General features: G+C 38.8%; 14 protein-coding genes and 1 other RNA gene. All 15 read right to left on the reverse strand.

All coding sequences use genetic code 11. The features are described from left to right. A partial coding sequence (locus RAO94_04465; GenBank protein MDP8321589.1) for a DNA gyrase subunit A occupies positions 1–813 on the reverse strand: 813 nt, incomplete at its 3' end. 8 nt (positions 814–821) lie between these two features. Continuing rightward, positions 822–2,729 (reverse strand): DNA topoisomerase (ATP-hydrolyzing) subunit B, encoded by a 1,908-nt coding sequence (gyrB, locus tag RAO94_04470; protein ID MDP8321590.1) that lies wholly within the window; start codon positions 2,727–2,729, stop codon positions 822–824. An 855-nt stretch (positions 2,730–3,584) separates the two neighbouring features. Continuing rightward, positions 3,585–4,940 (reverse strand): phosphoglucosamine mutase, encoded by a 1,356-nt coding sequence (gene glmM, locus RAO94_04475; protein MDP8321591.1) that lies wholly within the window; start codon positions 4,938–4,940, stop codon positions 3,585–3,587. Positions 4,941–4,968: 28 nt separating this feature from the next. Further along, the gene (locus RAO94_04480; GenBank protein ID MDP8321592.1) at positions 4,969–8,271 is read right to left on the reverse strand and encodes a UvrD-helicase domain-containing protein; all 3,303 of its coding nucleotides are present in this window, start codon (positions 8,269–8,271) and stop codon (positions 4,969–4,971) included. After that, positions 8,268–11,081 carry a PD-(D/E)XK nuclease family protein gene (locus RAO94_04485; protein MDP8321593.1) on the reverse strand — a complete coding sequence of 938 codons (2,814 nt, stop codon included), beginning with the start codon at positions 11,079–11,081 and terminating at the stop codon, positions 8,268–8,270. Before RAO94_04485 ends, RAO94_04480 begins: the two co-directional genes overlap by 4 nt. Beyond that, positions 11,082–12,530, reverse strand: a complete 1,449-nt coding sequence (locus tag RAO94_04490; GenBank protein ID MDP8321594.1) for a sodium/proline symporter — start codon at positions 12,528–12,530, stop codon at positions 11,082–11,084. It lies immediately after the preceding gene. 23 nt (positions 12,531–12,553) lie between these two features. Beyond that, on the reverse strand, positions 12,554–13,660 hold the full coding sequence (dinB, locus tag RAO94_04495) for a DNA polymerase IV (GenBank protein MDP8321595.1): 1,107 nt from the start codon (positions 13,658–13,660) through the stop codon (positions 12,554–12,556). A 14-nt stretch (positions 13,661–13,674) separates the two neighbouring features. Next, positions 13,675–13,953, reverse strand: a complete 279-nt coding sequence (locus RAO94_04500; protein ID MDP8321596.1) for a hypothetical protein — start codon at positions 13,951–13,953, stop codon at positions 13,675–13,677. Positions 13,954–14,055: 102 nt separating this feature from the next. Further along, positions 14,056–16,575, reverse strand: a complete 2,520-nt coding sequence (locus RAO94_04505; GenBank protein MDP8321597.1) for a hypothetical protein — start codon at positions 16,573–16,575, stop codon at positions 14,056–14,058. 73 nt (positions 16,576–16,648) lie between these two features. After that, positions 16,649–17,524 carry a bifunctional 5,10-methylenetetrahydrofolate dehydrogenase/5,10-methenyltetrahydrofolate cyclohydrolase gene (locus tag RAO94_04510; protein MDP8321598.1) on the reverse strand — a complete coding sequence of 292 codons (876 nt, stop codon included), beginning with the start codon at positions 17,522–17,524 and terminating at the stop codon, positions 16,649–16,651. 4 nt (positions 17,525–17,528) lie between these two features. Further along, a complete protein-coding gene (locus RAO94_04515) occupies positions 17,529–18,314 on the reverse strand; it encodes a TIGR00282 family metallophosphoesterase (GenBank protein MDP8321599.1) in 786 nt (261 codons plus the stop codon). Then, on the reverse strand, positions 18,311–19,879 hold the full coding sequence (rny, locus tag RAO94_04520) for a ribonuclease Y (protein ID MDP8321600.1): 1,569 nt from the start codon (positions 19,877–19,879) through the stop codon (positions 18,311–18,313). Before rny ends, RAO94_04515 begins: the two co-directional genes overlap by 4 nt. A 17-nt stretch (positions 19,880–19,896) precedes the next feature. Next, positions 19,897–20,073, reverse strand: a non-coding RNA gene (gene ssrS, locus RAO94_04525) — 6S RNA. 19 nt (positions 20,074–20,092) lie between these two features. Next, positions 20,093–20,389 (reverse strand): hypothetical protein, encoded by a 297-nt coding sequence (locus RAO94_04530; protein ID MDP8321601.1) that lies wholly within the window; start codon positions 20,387–20,389, stop codon positions 20,093–20,095. Further along, positions 20,389–20,619: hypothetical protein (locus tag RAO94_04535; GenBank protein MDP8321602.1), on the reverse strand; the 231-nt coding region annotated here is incomplete at its 5' end. The genes RAO94_04530 and RAO94_04535, both read right to left, overlap by 1 nt.

The following is a 20,619-nucleotide window of genomic DNA, read 5'->3' on the forward strand; positions in this document are numbered from 1 at the left end:
TAGTGTCTTGCTCAGCATATACGGTATTTCCGTAACGATAATAGATTCAGCACCATTGTTTTTGGTCTCTATTCCTGCCTTGGCTCTACAAATCACTCTGCCATGACCAGTCTCAAAATAATCACGTATCCCGCTCTTGCCAATTATATAACCACCAGTTGGGAAATCCGGTCCTTGTACGTAATTCCGCAGATCAGCAGGTTCCATATCAGGATTATCTACCATGGCAATAATGCCGTCACAGATTTCGTTGCAATTATGGGGAGCCATATTCGTTGCCATACCCACAGCTATTCCAGAAGAACCATTTACCATAAGATTAGGAAACTTGGAAGGAAATACTTTAGGTTCCTGACGGGTGTCATCATAGTTTGTCTGATAATCTACTGTTTCCTTTTCAAGATCAGCCAGCAAATCTACTGCAGCTTTCTGCAGTCTGGCTTCTGTATAACGCATGGCAGCAGGTGGATCACCATCCTGACTACCAAAATTACCCTGTCCATCTACCAGCATATAGCGCAAACTCCAGGGTTGTGCCATTCTCACTAAGGTCGGGTAGATCACCTGCTCACCATGAGGATGATAATTACCTGAAGTATCACCAGAGATTTTTGCACATTTACGAAAACCTTTACCAGGGGTAAGGTTCAGTTCGTGCATGGCAAATAAAATTCTCCGTTGAGAAGGTTTCAAACCATCCCGCACATCTGGCAGAGCCCGAGACACGATCACGCTCATGGAATATTCCAGATACGCTTTCTTTAATACTTCGTCTATTTCTATTGCTTCGATTCTTGATCTATCGTGTATCATCTATCCCCCTAAACATCTATTTCCGCATATACGGCATTTTCTTCGATGAATGCCCGGCGCGGTTCCACGTCTTCACCCATCAGTATGGTGAACATTCGGTCTGCTTCAATTGCGTCATTTATGCGAACGGCTGTGAGTATCCGGCGTTCCGGATCAAGCGTGGTTTCCCATAACTGCTCAGGATTCATCTCACCCAAACCTTTGTATCGCTGGATATGCAAGCCCTTGGAACCACCAAATTCTTCTATTACTTTATTGCGTTCATCCATGGAATACACGTATCGCTTGCTCTTGCCTTTGCGGATCAAAAACAGTGGAGGACGTGCTATAAATATATGACCTTCTTCTACCAATGGACGCATGTAACGGAAAAAGAAAGTTAACAGCAAAGTGGCAATGTGCTGACCGTCCACATCCGCATCCGCCATGATGATCACTTTGTTGTAGCGCAGCCGGCTGATATCAAATTCCTGACCTATTCCAGCACCAAGTGCCAGAATGATCGGATGTATCTTCTCATTACCCAATACTTTATCTATGCGAGCTTTCTCCGTGTTCAGCATTTTGCCCCATAATGATAAGATCGCCTGAAAAGTTCGGTCTCTACCCATCTTAGCAGAACCACCAGCAGAATCTCCCTCCACCAGGAATATCTCAGTCTGGGAGGGATCCTGAATTGAGCAATCTGCCAGCTTACCTGGCAGGCTGCCACTTTCAAGAACTGATTTACGTCGGGTAAGCTCTCTGGCTTTCCTGGCTGCCTCACGACTGCGAGCTCCCAATTGTGCTTTCATGCAGATTGCCTTGGCTTCCACAGGATGTTCTTCAAAATAGGTCATCATTTTTTCATATACTACTGAACTGATAACACTTTCCACATCTGAATTCTGCAGCTTTGTCTTGGTTTGCCCTTCAAATTGAGGATTTCCTACTTTTACAGATATTACTGCCGTAATTCCTTCTCTGATATCACTACCCTGAGGCATAACTTTCTCTTTGCTCATCGAAGTATCGTTACGGATATAAGTGTTTACTGAACGTGTGAGGGCTGCCTTGAATCCACTTAGATGTGTTCCTCCCTCTATCGTGTTGATATTATTGGCAAAACTCAGGATATTTTCCTGATAGCTTTCATTATATTGCAAAGCAACTTCAAAATGAATATCATCCCTGCCACCTTCTATGAATAATGGTTCTGCAGCCAGGGGCTTTTTATTCGTATTCAAATATGCCACAAATTCGATTATACCACCATCATATTTAAATACATGGGTCTTTTCGGTTCTTTCATCTTTTAACGAGATTTTAAGACCTCTATTCAAAAATGCCAATTCACGTAAACGGACACTGAGATAATCAAAACTGAATGTTGTCGTCTCAAAGATTGTGTTGTCAGGTATGAACCGAACCATAGTACCAGTTTCTTCTGGATCCATGCCCTCTTCAATGATTTCCAGCTTTGTCTCTGGAATACCTTTGCAGTATCTTTGAAAATAGCGCTTACCGTTTTTCTTGATATATACTTCCAGTTTTTCTGAAAGCGCATTTACCACTGAAACCCCAACTCCATGAAGTCCGCCGGATACCTTATAGGACTTATTGTCAAATTTACCACCAGCATGCAATACAGTCATAACCACCTCTACTGCCGGGATCTTTTCAACTTTATGCATCTCTACAGGAATACCGCGTCCATTATCAATGATAGTGGCATAACCATCGCGGTGAATAATTACGTCAATCTGATCACAAAATCCACCTAAAGCCTCATCAATACTATTATCTACTACTTCATAGATCAGATGGTGAAGCCCTCGCTCTGTCGTACCGCCAATATACATGGCAGGACGTTTCCGCACTGCCTCCAGTCCCTTCAGCACCTTGATATTACTGGCATCATAATTATTATCAGTCATATGCTCCTCACAGAAATTTCACCTCAAATTAAGTGAATTTCTAACTTATTATTTCAAGGGTCATTTTATCTGTTTCTCAAATGATGTCAAATATTAATTATATTAATAAGTTAGCCCTCTTTTATGCCAATCTCACCTCTCCTGCTTTAAAGGTCATATCTTACTGTAATATAATACTTTATAGATTCCATCTGAAATTCAGCTATTAAAATGACCTTTAAAACTTTTTTTATCCCCTTTATAAAGCCGTTTAAACCATTTAATCCCAAAAATAAACTTTTAAGCTCAGATGTTGATTATTATTGTATTTGGCAAATCTATATCCCTGATATAATACTACTTAGACATAGTACATACTACTGTATCATGTAAGTATATCATATAAAACCCTATATAATATAAGGATGCATGCTAATTTTCAGTAATAGTATTATATATACCTGCTCGCATTGTCTTCACCTTAAATCTATATATCCCGAGAAGCATCAGCAATCGCATTGTATAGGTTTTATAGGATCCTATAAAACCTATAATCAACCCTCTCAGAAAATACCTCCATTTCATCAACTTAGAATCCGAGAGAAGCAATAGATTTCCCGGACAGACGACGGCATAACATCATAATGTTATGCCGTCGTCTGTCCGGAAACTAAGGAGGATATCTATAGCTGCGGGGAGACTTGTGGTGGGGGTTTTGAGGGAATATGGGTGGGATTTGAGGCGACGAGATGCTGGGGGTGCTCATTGTAACTAGAGCATCCCTGCTCTGGGTGGGGGACAGGAGGCAAGACCAGGGATGGTCTTGATACAACGGGTCCCTGGTCTTGGATTAAAATTTACTTATCAGTTTTTAAGCTATTTAATATCTTTGATGAGGAAATCGATAGTATCCTGGCAGATCTGGGAGCTATTTTCAATGGAAGTGCTTTCTACATAGACTCTAACGATGGGTTCAGTGCCGCTTTTACGGATATGTATCCAGTGGTCAGGGGCAATGATCTTGATACCGTCAGTTCTATCGACATTTTTATTTTGGGCAAAAACTTCTGCTTGAGCCATAACCTGATCAAGTTGATCCGGCATCACTTTGACCTTATTTTTGGCGAAATAGTATCGTGGTATCAAAGCAGCGAGTTTACTCACAGGAAGAGATTTTTGAGCCATATACGCAAGGATTATGGCAATACCGGCAGGAGCGTCACGAGTATAATGAACATCCGGGCAGATAATACCACCATTTCCTTCGCCACCGATGGGGCTACCCAGTTCCATCATTTTCTTGCCGACATTGATCTCACCAATGCGGGTTCTGATAACAGAGGCACCATATTTTGCGGCAATATCTTCAGATGCCATGGATGAAGATAGATTAGTAACTACAGTCCCTGGAGTTTGGGCAAGAATGAAGTTTTCTGCCAGCAGGAGTGAGAATTCTTCACCGAGGCACTCGCCATTTTCATCAATAATGCTGAGTCTATCCACGTCGGGATCAGTGGCAAAGCCAACGTCTGCTTTATGTTTACGTACAGCCTCCTGTAGCTGGGTAAGATTCTGATTAAGTGGTTCGGGTGAATGTGCGAATATTCCGGTGGGTTCCGAATTTATCTCTATTACTTCGCAGCCAAGTTCCTTGAGCAATCGAGGAGAGATCAAACCACCGGCACCATTAACGGAATCAATCACCACCTTGAACTTTCTGGTACGTATCCTATCTGCCTCCAGATAAGGTATTGCCAATATCTTATCTATGTGGTCAGGGATGGCATCATTATATTGGGAGAGTTTCCCGATCTTATCATAGGTAGTCCATTCCACTGGTTGATTGAGATTATTCAGGAAATCATCAGCGTTTTCGGGGAAAAGGAACATACCATTAGCACCCACGAATTTTAGAGCATTCCATTGAGCTGGATTATGGGAGGCAGTGATGGCAATCCCACCCTGAGCATCAGGGTCATTTTCCACTGCCATCAGAACGGTGGGAGTGGAGACAATCCCCAGCTCAACCACATCGCAGCCAACACCTAATAAGCCCGAGATTACAGCGTTTTGTAGAGCGAGACCTGTAGTACGGGAATCTCTGCCGATAATTATCTTTCCCCGCTGGGAAAAGATACCGAACCGGGCAGAGAAATGCTGAATTATGGCAGGATTGATGGTTTCACCAAAGATACCACGAACTCCTGAAACTGAGACCATGAGTTTACTCATATTAATTATCCTCCTGAATCTATATTTATTAAAGTTCTATTTTCAGGAAAATGCCATCTAACAGGGTGTATCCCTGGTTTTTGACAAATGGTATTTCACTGATCAATTTATTATATTTACTGATTTGGTCTTTATCAGTTATTTCACCGGTTTTATAATCCACAACCTGAATTTCCTTACGCTGATGACTCACCAGCAGACGGTCAATGCGGTATTCATTATGAAATTTATCGAATACTGTCCATTCACAATAAGCCTGATCCCATTGAGAAGGGTCAAACAGATGTGAATACTTTTGCATAACGGCCTTAGTTTTTTCAACAACAGCATTAATTTGCTGGCTGGTGACCAGACTGCCATAGAAAGCAAGGGTGAGTGTGAGAGCTTTCTGGCGCGCAGCAGGAGAATCAAAGGTTATCTGCTCAAGATAGTAATGAGCGATATTACCCAAGACCTTGGCATGGGCAAGTTTTTTCAGATCATGGGGTGAGATTTTATCCTGCCAGTTTTCTTTTAGCTGGAAGTAATCTTCAGGGGGAGGTGAGAACCATTTAGAGATATCCTGGGATGCAGAAAAAATCTCTGATGTGTCTTCTTTGGAAGTATCATACTTCTCAGGTGTTCCGGTCTTAATGATCAGTGAATTCTGTTCAGAGGAGCTTTCGTCTGCAAAGGCGTTTACTATTGAGCCAATCATCAATTTATTAATATCAGGATTATCCGGTTGGAAACCATCAATATATTTTTCCAGACCTTTTTTGATATTATAAGTAAAAAGGGCATAAAGATTTCGTTTTGCTCGGGTGAGGGCAACATACCAGACATTAATATCTTCCACATTCTGGCGTGATTCCTGCATTTGCAGCAGGGCATTGGCAGGTGATTTTTTAATAAGTGACTGGTAGTTATAAGTGAATAAGCAGCCATCTAAGGCTGAGAAATCTTTATTATATTTAGGATAAATTGAGAGTTCAGATAAATGTGATCTATTTTTTGGGCAGTTATGAATGAGGATAACTGTATCAAATTCCAGACCTTTTGATTTGTGAATTGTGATGATTTTGAGTACATCCTGTTTTTGAATGCCAGCTTGAATAAAAGTTTCGGAATCCTTACTGTCATTGAGATAGCGCAGCAATCCGCCGAGATCGTGGGTGTAATTAAGATTCGTTGCCAGGAAATCAGCAATGAGGTCGAGGAATTTAGTAATATTAGCATAATCAGTTTCCTGATCAAAAATATTGGTAAGATTGAATTCTTGATAAATATTTTTAATGAGCTTAAGAGGTTCCGTGATTTGATCATGCAGCCTTGAGATGATCTTGATGGGGTAGAGCTGGGAGAATTTTTCATAGAGATTTTGACAAAAGGCATTGTTATCGGTTTTGCAATCCTGCCATAAAACCAGAATATCTTTGAGAAGTTCTGAATCCAGAAGGATGGCATCACTGCGGAGGAAAATGATCAAGCTGTAGAAATCGAGATTATTGAACCAGTTCAGCAGAGCCATTACGGGTTTCACGGCACGATGAGCGATAATGGTCAGGCTGGATTCATCAATATAATCAATCTTCAGCTCGCGGAGAACTTCAGCGATAGTGTTCATTTCTTTGTGGGTGCGGGTGAGGATAGCAGTATCTGCGGGAGATAGGGTTTTATTCTCTATAGCAGGCAGGTAGATATTCTGGATAAATTCTTTAACCTTATCCCGGAATTCAAAATCATCAGGCTCACTGGAAAGATTCTCAATCTGGAGATGAGTATAACCCGGTTCTTCTTTTATTATATTTACTTCAGTATAATCCCATTTAAGATTTGATTCTTTAAGTTTAGTTATGAAATAATCATCAGTAAACAGCAGATTAACAAACGCGATAACTGCTTTACTGCTGCGGTAGGAAGTTTTCAATTCATTCTTACGGAATTTTACCTTGATCAGAGATTCCATATTCAGAAGCAGTTCACGTTCACCTGAACGCCAGGAATAGATAGCCTGTTTCTCATCACCTACTACAGCGAAACTGCCAAGTTCGCTACTGCTGTTTCCGGAAGTGATCTCCTTGATAAGCGGAGCGAATATATTCCACTGGAGAATACTGGTATCTTGAAATTCATCAATGAGGATAAATTTGATGCGATAGGAGAGCTGCTCGTAAAATAAATTAAGCACTTCATTTTGATCAATAATGGAAATTTCTGGATCATAGAGATATTTCCAGGTATAGGCAGCGAGGTCATTATAGGTGAGAATTTTATCGCGGAACTTGATCTGGTCATATTTCTGGAAGATAACATTGCTGAGCTCAAGTATTTCCTTGTGTTCAGGGATCACCAGTTGATAAAAGAGTAAATTTCTCCAGGCTGAAAGTAAGTTTTCCTGCAATTCAAGCATTTCATTTTTAAGGTCAACCTCAGTTTTTTTATTGAAAATACTTCCACCATGCCAGATATTCTTTGTTTTTCCAAGGAGGGGATATTGATGAAGTAAGAAATCCATATTCATCAGGAATGATAAGATATGTTCACCAATATCCGCGTGGGAAAGAGTCTGAAGTTTGTCATCTTCATTTAGGGCATTATACCAATTTATGGCAAAGACTTTTTTCCAGGTTTTATCCTGATAGTGGGAGTTGATGATCAGAGAAAAGCGCTGGCAGAAATCCTGAGCCATGTGAGTAAATTGATCATAGGCAGTTTCCGCCAGAGTGATGTGATCAAGATCAGGGATCTGAGAGTTATAATAAAATTCAAAGAGCCAGCGGTTATCAAGAATGGCTTTGATAAATTTATCATAAGCAGAAATATTTCTGCTAAGTTTATTTTGGAAGATATTTTCCAGAAGGGGGAAGTATTTATCACTGAGGATAGAATCATAAATTTCGGGTAGAATATCATCATTGATAAGAGGATCGATAGCATATCCGGAGATATTATGATAAGGTGCAATGAGTGATTTAAAAATTGTGTTGATAAATGAATCCAGGGTGGAGATATTCAGGAGGCTTTTATTAGTGATGATATCCTGGTAAACAGAGGATAGATATTTAATATTTTCAGGTGAAAAATCAAGATCCTCATAATTCTTGAGAAGACTGGCTTTGAGATCAGCAGCAGAATTGCCATCAGTGATCAGTTCGTGCAGGAATTCGATAATTCTCTGACGTATTTCAGCAGTAGCTTTTTTAGTAAAGGTGATCACGAGTATTTCCTGAAATTTGATCTCTTCTTTGAGCTTTAGCAGCAGAGCAATATATTCCAGAGATAAACGATAGGTTTTACCTGTACCAGCGCTGGCGCGGATGATATTCGGGGTGAGGATATTCTGGATCATGCTTTGCTCCTGTGCAATTTTAATAATTGCTTTCTGGAAATGTCATCGTCTTCATAGGGGTCTTTTTTCTCACCGGGCAGGAAGTAGGAATCAAAAATAGTTTTCAAAGCAGATTTCAGGGCGTCCAGTTTACTATTGTAATATTCTGCTTTGGAAATATTTTTAAGGTTAACAGGTTCAAGTTTCTGGTCAGTGGTGAAATAAAGCCATGATTGAACCTGGTCATCATCAGAATAATAAAGGTGTTCATACATGATCAATTGGGTATTATAGGTTTCTTTATTAGAGGAATTATGTTTACCGGATTTATAATCATAGATATGATTTTGCCGAGTGGAGGAGAGTTCAATTCTTAGATCAGCACGTCCTTTGAGAATCACTGGAATCCCATTTATTTCCATTAGTTGCTTCTGCTGGTTATTGCCTGGTTTTTCAGGTATTATATTGATTGCAATCCCAGAATATTTCTCATCGCATAATTGCAGGAAATTGATCAAAGAATTATGGATCAAAGGCTTGATCACTTTCACAAAATAGAGATCAGAATAATTATGAGGTTTTTGCAGCATTATCTGGGGATTATTCATCAGCAGATGATCAAGGGCACGGCTGGCATAATTTTCCTGATTATACATAAATGGTTGCTGACCTTTCTGAGCAGCTTTGATCTCAATAATGCGTTCCCACATGTCATTAAAAGCCTGATGCACCAGATTTCCTATTTGCGTGGGAGAATAGTCCATTTCAATTTCCAGTTCACGCTTTTTGAGATAAAGCATGTTATCCAGGTAGTAGTTAAATGGCTGTTCAATGACCTTTTGAATATTGCTGGGGCTGAGATAGAAATTTCCATCTTTCAGATCAGATTTTTTTCGGAAGGGCAGGGAAAGGAAATTATCTGGTATTGTTGGAGCCGTGCTATCCTGCTTAACTGGTGGTAACAATGATCTGCAATGATCCTGATAAAGGGCAGATTGTGTTATTGGGTCTTGACGAAATAATTCAGGTAATTTAAGTCTGAGTTCTTCCAGAAAAGAGCTGATCTCAGTTCTATCTTCAAGATTAGTTCGAGAGAAGCAATGGACATTTTTTGCCTGAGCAATTATTCGGAAGAAATAATATTTTTCACGAAGTAGAATATCCTGAAAAGTTTTCAGTCCGAGACTTTTTCGTTGAGCTTCATTTAACAGGAAGGGAGTTTGACGAGTGGGAGGAATAACGCCTTCAATTGTATCGATAATTGCAATATTATCAAATTGTAGATTTCGGGTGTTATGTAGAGAAGAATAATGGACGGGAGTACTGGAAGGCTGAGATGTGGAATATCGGTAAGTTTTGGATTTGGCAAATTCCAGGAAAAGCCTGAGAAACTGAGACCCGGAATAATATCCATTATAAGACATTAAAGGGAAAACATTATTCCAGTCTGAGATCAGATCAATGATATCAAGGCTGGCAAAATCTTCTAATAAATTATAATAAACTTCTATCAGGTCAGTATATTGATTTTCATGAGGTGTGATGATCTCATCCGGCAGGATGAAATCAGAGGAAGTGATTGCAGATATAATATTATCTATAGTGGCTATTGAGGAGAAATTATCCAATATCAGTTTTAGTTTCGAAAAAATGGTCTTTAGTTCAGGATCAACGGAAATATTAGGTATGTAACCAGACAGAGGAAAATATTTATAATCAAGATCAGCAAGGTAATAGATAAAATTCAGCAGTTTTTCCTGATATTGTATGATCTGGTCATTCTCAAGATCAGGATAGCAGTGAAGGAGGAATGGTTTGATGAAATTATTATTACTAAAACTAGAGATGAGAGAATTCACAGTTAGGAGATATCTAGAATCTTTGTAGATAATTCCTGCCAGCAGGGCATGAAATTGCTCGAGCAACTGGAACAGTGAAGAATGAGAAAATTCAATAGAGTTATTCCCTCCCAGAAGGTGACGGCAATCATATTTGTCAAGATGCTGCTGCATAAGCCCAAAATCTATGATCAGATCTGATTCTATAGCATCCAGCTTCTCAAACAGAGCGCGTTTCAGGGAAAATTCATCCGAATAGATGTGATTATATATTGAAGTAGTACGATATTTAGAGAGATGGCTGGCATTGAATTCGGGAAGACATGACAGCTTATTTTTATCATAAATTTCTTCTGGGATCTGCAGGTAGATAATTGTGTTTGCATCCGGCAGCAGCTCTTTTTCCAGAGCAGTAAAATAAAATTGATTAAGTACGACTATATATCGAAAACTGTCTAACCATTCAGTGTTTACATTAGCAATATTTTTAATGAAAATTGGGTCAATGAAATTGCTTTGCTGGATATACTGCAGATAATCATCACGTATTTTAAGCAGGATATTATAAGTATCTTCCTGCCAGTTCTGAGCAGTTTTATTTGTTGCTAAAATAGCTGGGATCTCATCTATTGATTTCATCTCTTCTGCCAGTTCATCAAAAAAGGTAAAAAAGTCGTAAGCAAAAGTAACTGATTGAAAGTAGCTGTTAAGATGAAATTGTTCCCTGTAAGCAGGTTTGAGAGCAGCATAAAATGCCAGAACTCTTTTTTCGTCTTTCAAAATGGGAATTGACTGATCCATACACTGCATTTTGAAATTATCCATGGTTAGAAAAGTACTATTATTAAAAGAGCAATATTGCTGGTATTCCTGCTTCAGCTCCTTAAGAGAGGCGTGATTGGGACACAAAAACAATGTGCTAGCGGATTTGTATTCAGCAGCAACATATTCATTAATATTTTGATCGAAGTCAATAAATTTCAATTTAGGCATTTAAGCAGCCACCTTTCCTTTATTATAAGTAAATAACGAAACAATCCAAGTGACTATCAGAGCCAGAATAAATGAAACAAATCTAACAGTGATAAAGGAATTGAGAGCCGCTATCTCAGTCCAGATAATTGTAGTAATAAATCCCGTGAGCATTCCAGCTATCACTCCCTGGCTAGTAGTTTTTTTCCAATACAGAATAAGCAGCAGGGTGGGAGCAAAGGATGAGCCCAGCCCTGACCAGGCATAGGAGACTAATTGATAGATCAGTTTTGTGGAAGTGAGAGCAATTATAAATCCAATAATACCCACGAGTACTGTAATAATTCTGCTAAGATAGAGTAATTTTTCATCAGAAACTTTGCTCTTCATTACTTTATGATAAATATCCTGGATAAGTGAAGATGAGATCACCAGAAGCTGACTATCTGCAGTTGACATCATTGCAGCAACTGCTCCAGAGATAAATATTCCAGCTAGCCAGGCAGGTAAAATAGTCTTAGTAAATAAAGGCATCACAATTTCCGGATCACTGAGATCAATTCCTTCAAAGAAGCCATTATTTTTGAGAGCAAGGAAGCAAAGTCCTATCAATATAGCTCCAGCAAAGGCAGGTATTGCCCACACAATGGCAATTCTTCTACTGATTTTAATTTCGTCTGCACTGCGGATACTCATAAATCTGGTCACCAGATGAGGTTGTCCCATATATCCCAGACCCCAGCTCAATCCTGCAATAACGGCAGCCACAGCAGCCCAGCCAATTTTACCACCAGTTAAACTAGTAAAATTGCTTCCACTGGAGGAAACTGCATCAGCCAGATTAGTGCCATGTTGAGCTAATTCGATCAAGCCAACTAATGGGAGGATCACCAATGCTCCGATCATGATTATTCCCTGGATCAAGTCTGTCCAGGCAACAGCGAAAAACCCACCCAGCATTGTATAAAAAACTATAATTACTGCACCCAGTATCATACCCCACACATGCGGGATGCCAAAGGTGACATTAAATACTTTTCCTGCTCCGTTAAATTGAGCAGCAAGATAAAACAAAAAGAAGAAAACAATTATAATAGCAGCGATCAGGCGAATTGTGGTATCATTTCCAAATTTTTCGGCGTAATAGTCGGGCAAAGTAATCGCATCATACTTTTCCGTTTCAATCCTTAGCGGTTTTGCTACAAAAGTCCAGCTTGCTATCACTCCGAGTGTACAGCCCAAAGCTGACCATATCTCCACAAAGCCAAGCGCAAATGCGGCTCCAGGTAATCCCAGTATCAGCCATGAACTTTCCGAAGATGCTCTTTCAGAAAATGCTACAACCCAGGGATTAAGTTTTCTGCCGGCAATAAAATAATCTTTGTAGCTTTTATTGATTCGATAAGTTCGAAATCCTACATAAAGGATGACTATTAAATACAAAATAAAACCTAATAATGTCCAATCCATCTTAATCTCCTTTTAAATTTTTATCAAAAAATTATATCCTTACTACTTATACTTACATATTCCTTACAATCAAAGAATGGCAGGATTAATTGTCTATCCTTTTTTTGTTCATTCCAGTCAAGATTACTTAGCCCCATACCGATTAATCTAACAGATCTTGATTTGTCATATAGCGATGCTAATAAATTTCGAGCCTGTTTCAACATGATCTCCTGCTCATCAAATGACCTTCGAGCAGTACAGCTTTTCTGAACAATCTCAAAATTAGCATACTTAAGTTTTACCGTAAGAGTCCAGGCTTTGAATCCCTTTTCTTTCATTTTGACAGAAAGACTATCAGAAAGAGTCTCCAAATAGTGACTTAGCTGGTAAAGATCTTTGATATCATCAGAAAAAGTCCTTTCCATGCTGATAGATTTACGGATACGACTGGTGACAACTTCCCGATTATCAATGCCACGCACAATATTATAGTAATATCTTCCTGCTTTACCAAAATGCTTCAGTAATACATTAAGGCTTTTAGTTTTGAGATCCTTACCATTATTTATTCCCAGGTTCTTCATCCTCTCTTCAGTAGCTTTGCCGATACCATGAAATTTTCCAATCGGCAAAGCTTCCAGAATTGATTCTGCTTTGTCTGGAGTTATCACAACCAGACCATCTGGTTTATCAAGATCTGATGCTATTTTGGCAAGAAATTTGCAGTAGGATACTCCGGCTGAAGCAGTAAGTTGAGTTTCGACCTTTATCCTTTGACGGATTTCTGCTGCTAGATGCGTGGCTGAGGGATTACTCTTTTTATTAATTGTAACATCAAGATAAGCTTCATCAATGGATACTGGTTCCACGAGATCAGTATATTCATAAAAAATATTACGCATAATTTGAGATGCTTCACGGTAAGCTTCAAAATTACCACGGACAAAAATTAAATGAGGGCATAGCTTGATTGCCAGACTGGAAGGCATCGCAGAATGTATTCCATATTTGCGCGCTTCATATGAACAGGTGGAAACTACTCCTCTGCTGCCAGGTAATCCACCGACAGCAATAGCTTTACCTCTATACTCAGGATGATCTCTTTGTTCTACCGAGGCAAAGAAGGCATCCATATCGATATGGATTATCTTTCGAGTGGCAGTTATCTTCTTTTTCTCCGTCTCCAGAGTGTACCTCCGGTAAGTGTCCCTGCACCCAGCAAGAAGCCAAGATCATATAGAAAACCGGCATTATGAACTTCATATATTGATATCTTGTCCGTAAAGAGGGATATGATCAAAGTAACAATACTTATTAAACCATGCCAGAATCCTTTAAAGAATCCGGCATCATTACCTTTTTGGGTAGTAAATTCATTAGATCCTGCTGTGCAGCTTAAAATTAAAATCACTAAAAAGCATAATAGAATGATCTTAAACATTTTTTCACCTCCACATTCACATTTCAAATTAATTACTTGTCAGTCAATAAAAAAAGCCTGCTCATATGAGCAGGCTTTAAATATAGATAATAAAAATTTTATTTATAATCCTAATTCTGAAAGAATTTCATTGAACATTACTTTCACCTCTTCTACCTGCATATATGGTAATCCAAAGCCAAACATATAGTTTGAGTTTGTTTCTGTAATATGCTTGATACCAACTACCTGATCGTTGTAAAGGTCAAATTGTTCCTGAGTTGGTGGGTAAACCGGGGCATCTATTGCCTTGCAGATATATCTGCAGATAGGAACAGGCGGTATGATAAATGGATTTTCTGGATCTTCTTCAAATAAGTCTTCAGCAAAATAACTACAAGGTCCCAGACCTTGAGCAGTGTTAACTAAGCTATTCCAGACTTTTTCTGGATCAAGTTCCAGATCAAGCTGTGTTGTATAAGGTGATACAGGGGAAGAACCAATCATAAATGGGTTTGTAAAATTACTTTGAGAGATTTGGATAACCATATCAGGATCTTCTGTATAAATTTTCATGGGAATCCCAAAATTGTCTTCCAGCAGGTAGTAGGAATTATTGTTACAGCCATTATAGGCACTGTAAGCATTGTTTGCCAGACAGGCTATTAAGTCTCCACCTAACTCATAAAATATTTTCAGGCAATCATTATTCTTATAGAAATTAGTACCACCGGTTGGTTTATCACTATGATAGATCACTAATTCATAATCCTGCAGATCGATTGGACATATAGCATCCAGATCAAAGTGAAGAAGAGAGTTATAAGTTTTTACTTCTTGACCACTAACCGAAGAATCCCACAGATCATAAGTATCAATAGTACCAGTATAATCTGATAATGCTTCTAAATAAAATGCGTCCAGTATATCATCCGGTGCAAAAATATTAGCATCATCATCATCATCAATGATCAGAATTTTATGAGCTTTATCAGCATTTTGGATAGGTTCCACTATATTGAATCTCATTTCAGCTGGTGTGGGATCACCAATATTGGAAAGGTCAACAGCTCTTACTTTAAAGCTGTGTATTCCAGTTTCCATCTCAAACAAAATTGTATTCTGATCAATCTCAGCTCCCACAGGAATACGTGTCCAGCCGCCTAGATCATCATAATAGGTATCTACAACACCAGCAAGTGGAGCATAGTGATATGGCTCTCCATCCAACTGAAGGTCAAAGAATTTTAATTCGGAGAAATATATCTCCTGGGTGTCTTCATCTAGAACCAATCCTACACGCTGATTGTAAGGTGAATTAGTTACGGTTGTTGTAGATTGTCCAATTTCTCCATATTCGCCCTGGAATCCCCAGTGCATGTAAATTTTTAAATCTGGACTATTGATCGCTGTGAAAACACTGTCTTTATCAATCCAGAGTGGTAAACCATAACGATATCCATCAATAGTTACTTCTTCAGGAACGTCAATAGTACTCAGGAATTCAGCTTTTCTGCTGGAATAATGATATTCACCTAAGGCAAAAATATCATTGTAAGTATAACTTGGTTTGCCATCTCCATTGGGATCAAAACCAGAGTAAATTAATGAGCCAGGATAAAATCCTTCTTTGACGGCAAACTTTATTGTCATTTCTTGAGATTGAATCCCTGCCAGGTCATAAGCTTTTACGGTTATATATGTAGAATCCAAGAATGCTTCTTCATTGCTGGGATCAAGAGTGTTATTTATAATAAACGGACCAGGATCTTCTGGACCTGCTGCTGCTTCAGGGATTAATAGAAATTCAGTTACTTCCTCCTGGAATCGAGTACTGTGCCATACATCATCATATCCACCATCTGCTTCACTGACCACGCTTCCATCATTATTTTTGATTTGTAATTTAAATTCAAAATAATTTGGTTCATCTCCAATTAATGGATCAGTATCACTAATTCTGAATTTCAAGATCACACCAGTTCCAATGCGTCTCCCATCAATGGGACCCTGTGTGGATTCCACTGCGAGAATTGAGGGTGTTTTTGAAGTAGATTTGTAATAACGGCGGAAAATATCAGATACCCCTCCCCGATCATCCATACACATAATTTCAAAAATGCTGGTTACGGGAGCATAAACAAAATTTCCGGTTATTGGGTCAATCTGAGGAGATCCATCATTATTAATTAATTGTTCACCATTGGCAGGAAAGTTTATTTCTGCAAAAACAGCATCTGTCCAAACTGTTTTATTAGCTTCCGGTTCACCAAGTGGTATTGATTCATCCGCCCCAGCTTTGTAATGAAGTACCCAGCCTTCATCTTCATCTGTTACGCCATTTTCATCATAATCACCAATAATGTAGTCATTGCCAGGTGTAGATATTGCCTGTCCATCTTCATTCAAAATTCTGTAGGCAAATGCTTCTACCCAGCCATCTGAGTCATAAGCTTCCCAAAAAATTGTTTGTTGGAAAACTATTGAGTCTCCAATTGCTGTTAAAGAATCTACTCCACCATAAGAAGTAATATAAATAACTGGTTCAGCATTAGGGTTTTGATCACCTTCGCGACCACAACTTACAACTAATAAAACTACGATCATCAGAGCAAAGAAGATAATCCTTTTACTAATCATCATTTATCCTCCTGAATATACTAATTAATACTTTCTATTACATATCATGTAGAATTTACTGATTACCAATATCACGTCAATAAAATAATTTTTTCTGTCTTAGTTTTACCGATTTTACCACATTAGCAAGCAGTAATGCAGTTGTAACAGATCCTACACCACCTGGTACAGGACTTAGAGCAAATGCTTTATTAAATACAGCTTCAGCATCCACATCACCTACATATTTCTCATTACCCTCAGCATCTACCATCAGATTCGTTCCCACATCAATTATTATCGAATTTTCCTTGATCATTTCCGGTTTGACAAATTCTGCTTTACCAATAGCAACAATCAGGATATCAGCCTGCTGAGTTACAGCAGACAGATTCTGTGTCTTGCTGTGGCAGATTGTTACTGTCGCATTGCCCTGAGGGGTTTTACTGAGAAGTAATAATCCCAGTGGTTTACCCACAATATTACTGCGACCCAGGATTACAATATGTTTTCCTGTTGTTTCAATCTGATAAAATTTTATGATCTCAATCACTGCTTGAGGTGTACAGGGAAGTAATGCAGGTTGCTCAAGCATCAATTTACCTAAATTTATAGGATGAAAACCATCTACATCCTTTGAAGGTTTTATGAGTGAATTGATCACATGTTCATCTATCTGCTCAGGAAGAGGTTTCTGCAGCATTATTCCATCAATATCATCATCATTATTCAATTCTGTAATCTGATTTTCCAGCTCTTCTTGCGTTAAATCAACTGAAAATTTTCTCAGATTTACCTGTACGCCATATTTGGTTCCCTTTTTCTGAAGATTGCTCACATACCATTCTGCTGCCGCATCTTCTCCAATAAGGATAATTTCCAGACATGGCTTTTTATTCAATGAATCAATATCAAGCTGTAATTGAGTATAAATTTTTGATAATACAGGTTTTGCCTTTAATAGTTCTGCCATTTGCCTAATCCAGTTTTCGTTTGATCCTTATTATATCATTGGCTTTGCCCGTTTCGGGATCGATCTCAACCATTACAGCATTAATTTGATTACCGGTTGATGCAGGTTCAAATCTTACGGGCATGCCAGTCAGAGTTTTCTGCAGGATCAATTCTTTTTTTACTCCAATTATAGAATCATGTGCACCGTTCATGCCAACATCTGTGATATAAGCACTTCCTGCTGGAAGTAATTCTTCATCTGCTGTCTGGATATGAGTATGAGTTCCTAAAACGGCACTCACCTTCCCATCCAGATGAAATCCAAATGACCTTTTTTCACCAGTTGCTTCAGCATGGAAATCTACAAGTATTGCTCTAGTTTCTTTCTGAATTTGAGGTAAATATTTGTCAATTATAGTAAATGGAGAATCGCAAGGTTGCATAAATACCTGACCAGTAAGGCACACAATTGCCAGTTTTTCTACTGAATTCTTTTCTAATATACACCAGGGACTGCCAATGGCAGCTTCTGGATAATTTAAAGGTTTAACAATTCGCTTCTCTTTACTCAAATATGGAATAGCATCTTTTTTGTCCCAAAGATGATTTCCTCCAGTAAAGGCATCTATTCCTGCTTCAAAGAGTTCTTTCACCGTTTTTTCTGTAATCCCTCTCCCCGAAGCAATATTCTCACAATTTGCAATGCAGAAATCTGCCTTAAACTCCTCTTTCAAAGAAGGCAGCTCAGCTTTCACTATTTCTCTGCCACTGCGACCAAATATATCTCCCAGAAAAAGGAATCTTATCATCTGGCTATAGAAGATTGACGCATCTCGCGGATGCAGATCACTTTAATCTGTCCAGGATACTGCATCTCAGCTTCAATTTTCTCCGCTATATCGCTTGCTATGAAAGCAGTTTTTTCATCATCTACTGTAGTGGGATCCACTATGATCCTTAATTCTCTACCAGCTTGAATGGCAAAGGATTTGTTTACGCCTTCAATGGCATTAGCTATCCCTTCCATCTTTTCCAAACGCTTCATATAGGTTTCCAGCATTTCTCTACGGGCTCCGGGTCTTGCACCGGAGACAGCATCAGATATCTGGGTAAGCACAGCATAAACACTGCCATATTCAACTTCTTCATGATGAGCTTCAATCGAATTGATCACAATTTTGCTCTCACCATTTTTCTTTGCTACATTTGCTCCTAGAGAAGCGTGTGAACCATCATATTCATGATCTATTGCCTTGCCGATATCATGCAAAAATCCACATCTTTGAGCTAATTCCTGATTAAGTCCCAGCTCAGCCGCCAGGATACCGCATATCCAGCCAGCTTCTTTTGAATGCTGTAAGACATTTTGACCATAGCTGGTACGAAAACGTAGTCTTCCTAATAATTTTACTATATTTGCTGAAATATTATGAATATTCATTTCCATGCAGGCTTCTTCACCAATTTTCACCAGGTTATCATCCATTTCTTTGGTCATTTTCTCAATAACCTGTTCGATCCTTCCTGGATGTATTCTACCATCAGTAATTAATTTCTCAAGTGACCTGCGGGCAATTTCACGACGTACAGGATCAAAACAGCTTAGCACAACAGCTTCTGGAGTGTCATCAATGATCAAATCCACACCTGATGCTTTTTCAAATGTTCTGATATTTCTTCCTTCACGTCCAATAATTCTACCCTTCATCTCATCGTCTGGTAAGGAAACTACTGCTACAGTAGTTTCTGATATATAGTCTAATGAAATTCGCTGAATTGCATTTGCCAGAATTTTTGCTGAAAGTTGACTTGCTTCCAGACGTGTTTCATCCAATATTCTTCGAACTTCCTTGGCTGCTTCATTTCGGGCTTTATTCTTAAGGTTGTTCTTTAATATCTGAATTGCTTCCTCTGGGGTTAAGCGAGCTATTTCTGATAATTTCTCTGTCTGCTGAACAATCAGTGATTCCAGATGTTCTTTGCGTTCAGCAATCTCTTTCTCCTGGTTTTTGAGACGTTTTTCAAAATCCTGAATATTACTATCTTTCTTATCTAAGGATTCCTGACGTTTATCAAGTGAAACTATTCGATCATTGTGTTTTTTCTCAAGGGCAAGAAGCTCTTTTTTACGCTCTTCTATTTCCTTTTCATATTTCTTCTGTTGCTTATACCACTTTTCTTTGGCTTCCAGTACCGCTTCTTTTTTAAGCGTCTGTGCCTCAGTCTCTGCATCGTGTTTAATCTTCTTCGCTAATTCATTGGCATTTAGTATATTTTTACTTGATAATGTTTTCTTGAAAAAACTTATCAAAATCATTACTAATACACCAATTACCAGCCCATATACATAACCTTCTATCGCAGTCCATATCATATAAAGATCCTCGCTATATTTAACCCGCGATACCGTGTAAAAAGTGTTCTCGAACCAGAAATAAGGTGAGTATCTACCTTAGGATCAGCTTAACAAATCCGAATCATGTCCGGCTTGAGCGCCACTGATGGCTCGATTCTCTTTTCTAAAAACAGTTCTGGAACAAATTAAGATCACGAATACCGCAGGCGTTAATTTTTCACATTATATTATTTAGATATCTGTGTTCAAGATTTCATTAATCTCGTCAAGATCTACTCCCAATTGCTCATCTTCAATTTCTTCTTTATCGGGCTCTGTGGGTTGTTGCTGTACACGTTCTCCTGTTGGATTATCCTGCTGCCTTAAAATATACAATATTAATAACTGTTCTCTGCTGAAAGAGGGATATTCCTCCATTAGCTGATCCAGTTCTGCTGCTAATCTCTTGCACAGCTTGCGAAAGGCTTCAGGTTCATCACTCTGATAAAAATAATTCTTATTCAAAAACGTGACTTCAACGGTTTCCATTACATTTCCTCTACTATTTGCAATACCTCATCAAGCATTTCATGAATCTCTCCATCACGATTCTCAAATTGAGATATCCGCTCCTGGAGAATCTTATTTGCACTTTCAAGCTCAAGATTCTTTGCCTGCAATTCTGTGATCAATACTTTTTGACTTTCCTGATCTTGTTGAGTCGATTGCAGCTCTGATATATTCTCCTCTAACTGCATTTTCTCCAGTTGAAGGGTTTC

Source organism: Candidatus Stygibacter australis, from assembly GCA_030765845.1.
Lineage (GTDB): Bacteria > Cloacimonadota > Cloacimonadia > Cloacimonadales > TCS61 > Stygibacter > Stygibacter australis.

Coding starts and splice junctions, on each gene's coding strand:
- RAO94_04515 (MDP8321599.1), bottom strand. CDS start 18,314: ATGATAAGATTCCTTTTTCTGGGAGATATATTTGGTCGCAGTGGCAGA.
- RAO94_04530 (MDP8321601.1), bottom strand. CDS start 20,389: ATGGAAACCGTTGAAGTCACGTTTTTGAATAAGAATTATTTTTATCAG.
- RAO94_04490 (MDP8321594.1), bottom strand. CDS start 12,530: ATGGATTGGACATTATTAGGTTTTATTTTGTATTTAATAGTCATCCTT.
- RAO94_04505 (MDP8321597.1), bottom strand. CDS start 16,575: ATGATGATTAGTAAAAGGATTATCTTCTTTGCTCTGATGATCGTAGTT.
- gyrB (MDP8321590.1), bottom strand. CDS start 2,729: ATGACTGATAATAATTATGATGCCAGTAATATCAAGGTGCTGAAGGGA.
- RAO94_04485 (MDP8321593.1), bottom strand. CDS start 11,081: ATGCCTAAATTGAAATTTATTGACTTCGATCAAAATATTAATGAATAT.
- RAO94_04500 (MDP8321596.1), bottom strand. CDS start 13,953: ATGTTTAAGATCATTCTATTATGCTTTTTAGTGATTTTAATTTTAAGC.
- RAO94_04480 (MDP8321592.1), bottom strand. CDS start 8,271: ATGATCCAGAATATCCTCACCCCGAATATCATCCGCGCCAGCGCTGGT.
- glmM (MDP8321591.1), bottom strand. CDS start 4,940: ATGAGTAAACTCATGGTCTCAGTTTCAGGAGTTCGTGGTATCTTTGGT.
- rny (MDP8321600.1), bottom strand. CDS start 19,879: ATGATATGGACTGCGATAGAAGGTTATGTATATGGGCTGGTAATTGGT.
- RAO94_04510 (MDP8321598.1), bottom strand. CDS start 17,524: ATGGCAGAACTATTAAAGGCAAAACCTGTATTATCAAAAATTTATACT.